This is a genomic window from Candidatus Omnitrophota bacterium, assembly GCA_013791745.1.
GTDB lineage: Bacteria > CG03 > CG03 > CG03 > CG03 > CG03.
The window spans coordinates 1-4,366 of record VMTH01000095.1 but is presented as its reverse complement, the minus strand read 5'-3'; the positions used below and the strand labels follow the sequence as shown (position 1 = coordinate 4,366).

General features: G+C 41.2%; 6 protein-coding genes. All 6 read right to left on the bottom strand.

What is annotated here, in order from left to right; genetic code table 11:
* Positions 1–1,094, bottom strand: a 1,094-nt coding sequence (locus FP827_04300) for a hypothetical protein (protein ID MBA3052295.1), incomplete at its 3' end; no start/stop codon positions are given.
* The gene (locus FP827_04295; GenBank protein ID MBA3052294.1) at positions 1,091–1,564 is read right to left on the bottom strand and encodes an HNH endonuclease; all 474 of its coding nucleotides are present in this window, start codon (positions 1,562–1,564) and stop codon (positions 1,091–1,093) included. The genes FP827_04295 and FP827_04300, both read right to left, overlap by 4 nt.
* Positions 1,564–2,265: a hypothetical protein gene (locus FP827_04290; GenBank protein ID MBA3052293.1), complete on the bottom strand. Its 702-nt coding sequence runs from the start codon at positions 2,263–2,265 to the stop codon at positions 1,564–1,566. The genes FP827_04295 and FP827_04290 overlap by 1 nt, the downstream gene beginning before the upstream one ends.
* A 12-nt stretch (positions 2,266–2,277) precedes the next feature.
* A complete protein-coding gene (locus FP827_04285) occupies positions 2,278–3,012 on the bottom strand; it encodes a hypothetical protein (GenBank protein ID MBA3052292.1) in 735 nt (244 codons plus the stop codon).
* On the bottom strand, positions 3,012–3,257 hold the full coding sequence (locus tag FP827_04280; GenBank protein MBA3052291.1) for a hypothetical protein: 246 nt from the start codon (positions 3,255–3,257) through the stop codon (positions 3,012–3,014). The genes FP827_04285 and FP827_04280 overlap by 1 nt, the downstream gene beginning before the upstream one ends.
* A gap of 16 nt (positions 3,258–3,273) precedes the next feature.
* Positions 3,274–3,801, bottom strand: coding sequence for a hypothetical protein (locus tag FP827_04275; GenBank protein MBA3052290.1), 528 nt, complete (start codon positions 3,799–3,801; stop codon positions 3,274–3,276).
* Positions 3,802–4,366: the final 565 nt, after the last annotated feature.

Below are 4,366 nucleotides of genomic sequence, written 5' to 3'. Positions count from 1 at the left end.
GTAGAAGAAAATGTCCCGCTTGAAAACGCCGTCGGGTATGTGCTGGAGCTACTCCAAACCTTTTTCATATCCGTTAAATATATCTCCTGTGAGCCAAGCTTTACCCCTGTTGAAGTTCCGGCGTTCCAGTCAACCGAATTGGTATTCTGCCAATAATAATACTCGCCCTTCAAATTCTCGCAATCCAAAAACTCGTCTTCCACCGCCATATCTATTTTCTGACACGATGAGCCGTTAAACGCGATAACGCCCTTATTTGACAGGAAATTGACCATTCCCTTATCATCTTGAAGGGTCTGTGCCGAAAACACGCCGTAATCGTTGTTTATACGCTGTGGTGCGCCCCAATCTGTATAATTATGTCCGAACAATCCCCACAGGCTATACTTTTTCGTGCCTATAAGGGCATTACGTGAGCTATGAAGCCCCATAAGTATATCGCCGTCCTCATAGCCCATAAACTCGTAATTTGCTTCAGGATATGAAGCCACGAGCGTGGGGTCAGAGCCGTCCGAATTATACCTTATCTTTGAGGCGTTATCGTAGAAATTGCCGAAAAACAGCTTATTGTTATGGGAGCATATATACTTGCCGCGGATAGTATCTAACTCAATCTCGCCGTATAGCTTATCGTTATAAGTATTGCCGTCAAAGTAAAACACATAATCTATGCCGTTTGTGAAAAACATCTTGTCATTATAGACGGTTGCCTGTAACGGATTAAGTCGCCACGACAGCCCGCTTCTGATTAGCACCCATTCAGTTTTGGTGATAGTGTAATAAAGAGCGTCCTCAAAACTGCCGATAAAATACTTCTCGCCGTTACTGCGTTCAAGACTCCATAATGCCTGACAGGTCTTGCCGGCTACTGGATAAGATGATATTGCCGTTATCCCGCCGCGGGTCTTGAAGCCGTTACCCTCATCAAATAAAATGTTATCTGCCGTTGTGCAATATCCGTCGCCAATCAAATTCTCGGAATGTTTCGTATCAAGACCTTTTGAAAAATCTCTTTGATTATGTGAAAACAATTCTTCCTGTGAATATACAAGAGTATTTGCAAAAATAAATAAAAGTAAAATTATTTGTTTCATTTTTTTACTCCTCTGATTTTATTTTTGTAATAATTCTCCCATTCTTTTCTACCGAAGTTAGTTTTGGGATGGCAACTAACACAAAGAGAAACTAAATTATCAGGATTGTTATTTTGTTTGCAATAATCGATATGGTGTATTGCAAGTTTTCTTTTTAACTCATTTTGAGTTTTACCACATTCTTGACAAATAAAATTATCTCGTATTCTAATTCTTTCTTTCAGTTGTTTATTGAATTTTAATCCGTATGGCTCAAATGATTTTCCGCCTTGCCAGTTTGGGTGGGCTTCCCCCCGATTGTTTTGGCTTAACCATTCGGCATAACATTTTCTTGAACAAAATTTTCCACGATTATATTTTTCAGAACATTGTTTTGCATAGAAGTTTTTATTACAAATTTTACAACTTACTTTCCTTCCTCCACCTTCCCACGGCGCGCAGAGTAGTAATACCGTTATTATCCATTTCATCACTGTTGTCTGGGATAGAGCCGTTTGTTCCAGTAAAAATCTGGGTTCTTCTCTAATTCCGTTATCTGCTTTTGTATCAACGCAAAGTAATCAGCCGTTTGACCGCCACTGCATAACTGGACTACTCCCATAACTATTAACTGATGGAAGCTCACCAATTGAGGATATTCGTCAAAAGGCACATCCGTATCACTTGAAAGCGTGTCCGGCTGTTTAATATACTCAAATACAAGACTTATTGAGGTCGTTGAGTATGTAACCGAGCAAACAGGCGATAATCCTATCTTATTGCCCCTCTGATAGTAGTAAAGTGGCTGTCCCGCCGACTGCTTCTGCCAATTAACATTCTCTGCGTCCAAATCATCTATGCTTTTATATTGTAATCTCTTAAATGCGGTAGTTGACGGCGAAATCCAGAATGACACCTTTTCTAATGTTAGGCAATCCGACGGCAGGGCATATTCCCTCTGATTTAATACAGTATAAGTGGAATACTTGCCCAATATGAACCGCCCCTGAGATACTATCTGATTTTGTATGATATTGACCTTGCTGTTTAATGCAGTATCACTCCAATAGTATTCAGCCGATGACGGCCCCGTGTCTTTCAATGTTTCCCGTATCTGTGTTCGCATCTCTCCGAGATTAAGCGCATACGCTTGCGATAGGCAGAATATCAAAGAGAAAAATAGTTTTCTCATATCATAACCCCCTTATCTCTGTTTTATTGTGCGATTAAAGTACCCCGCAGAAATCCAAGAGCTTCCTATAACCTCAAATCTGATAGCAGTATCAACTTCACCTACAACCAACGGAACTTCCATTACTTCTTTTGTGGCGGTTGTAGTGACCTTTTTCTGATACCCTATATCTGATGTTGACAAGGCCCCTTTTCTTATATACATACTTGTTGCCCCCGCGCCAAATGTTACATTAGTGTTGAATCCAACAACGTGATGCGTATAACCGGGTTTTGGAACAGGAATTATCTCTATCATTCCCAATATATGGTCAAGTCCAACAGTAACCGTATTCGTGGCTGAATGTATAGTTGTTGCCGTAGTATTCCCTGTTATTTCAGATGTCAAATTCCCTTCATAACATTCGGGGTCTATAACTGCAACAAGTCCTGCCTCACAACCAACAGTAAGATTAGGGATAGCATTCAAGTAATCCACAAACTCGCCAATAGTGTTTTTGTCGCTATCGGCATAGACAAAGTGAGTAGTTCCCGCAGAAATACCCGCTGTTTGCGTGACAGACATTGAAGACACAAATCTCTTAAATGAAATCGCAGTTGTAGTTGCCCCACCAGTCGCATAAAGAGAGAATCCCCTTGTTATTCTTGTAGACTGTGAAGAACTATAAGAAATACCATCCTGCACCATCCACGCAGAAACTGGGAGCGATAAACCCAATAGCATTATTGCTATAATATATTTTCTCATTACTTCCCCCTATTTTTCTTAACTTTCTTTTTAACCGCGGGCTTAACTACGGGCTTTTCCTCTTCAATAGGCTTTGCCACCTCAACCGGTTTTTCCGCAACTTTCTCTATTGGCTTCTCAATAGTTTCACCCATATCAATCGTAAAGATTTGGGGCGTAGATGAAGAAATGCCGACTACTTTGTGCCCTTCTCTCTGTAATCTCTCTACCTCTTCCATATCGCTTGTCTCTTTATAATTCTTCATCTACCCTCCCCATTTCTTACTGACAGTCCGTAAAACTCAGTTCTTTCCAGCGGTGTCCTACTCCGGCTATATTAGTGAATACAAGTTTAATTATATCACCTATAGCCAATGATCGTGTCGTTGCACCGAGACTTAAACAACTATTCGTAACCGTGCCGTTATCGCTGATAGTTACCGTTCCCGAAGAACACATAATCGTAACTTCTGTTCCCAGAGCATAAACAGCCGTGTTCGTTGAAATAAACGGTGTCGCCGCCGAAACAAGAGTGAAAACCGGAACTTTGTCAGATCCACTCGACCGGATAACAGTAAATCCATTTGTTATCGTGGCCATTGTTACCGATGTCGAAACTATAACAGCAGACGTCGGCGTCCTAATCGTAAGCCCATCCGTAAACGTCATATCGCCATCAGTAAGCGTTATATCACCCTGAGTAAGACCGATGTCATACCCCGCTTTGAACTGATAATTACTCGCAGGATTTGTAGTCCCCGCAAATGCGCATGAGCTTATAAAAGCCATTGCAATTATTATCTTTTTCATCCTTCCTCCTATTGATTCCATTTCGTGAAATCATTGTCAACCTTATCCCTCTTTTTCCTAAGGACTAAATCTTTTTCCTCTTCTTTCTTCTCTTGCAGGCAGAGCTTACAATACCAGAGACCCTTATATTTCGTTAGCGGAATCGTGGTCTCCGCGCACACATCACACGTCCCTTGTACTGGAAACTCTGCCATTAAGATTTACCTTACGTTGTCGGGAAATTCGAGCCTACAAGAGTCCTGAAGTTTTTAACTCCAACACCTATCGTAATACCGAAAGTCGCTTTCAGCGTTTTGGTTTCCTTGTCCTCGAAAAAGTCGAAGTCAGGAGAATCCGAAGCATACATTATAAGTCCTTCTTTTCTAAGAAGAGCCCAAGATGTAGCCGTGCTCATCCTCGGATTAACTATAATTTCATAAGCACCCTTCAACGGGTTCTTATCATTGTTGTTATTTCCGGGAATAAGTGTCGAATTGATAAGCTGGTCAACATCAAGCTCAAGCGCCTGAGGCACCATGATCTTTTTGTTCTGACTGTTATCAAAAGGAGCACCATTCTCCTGTTT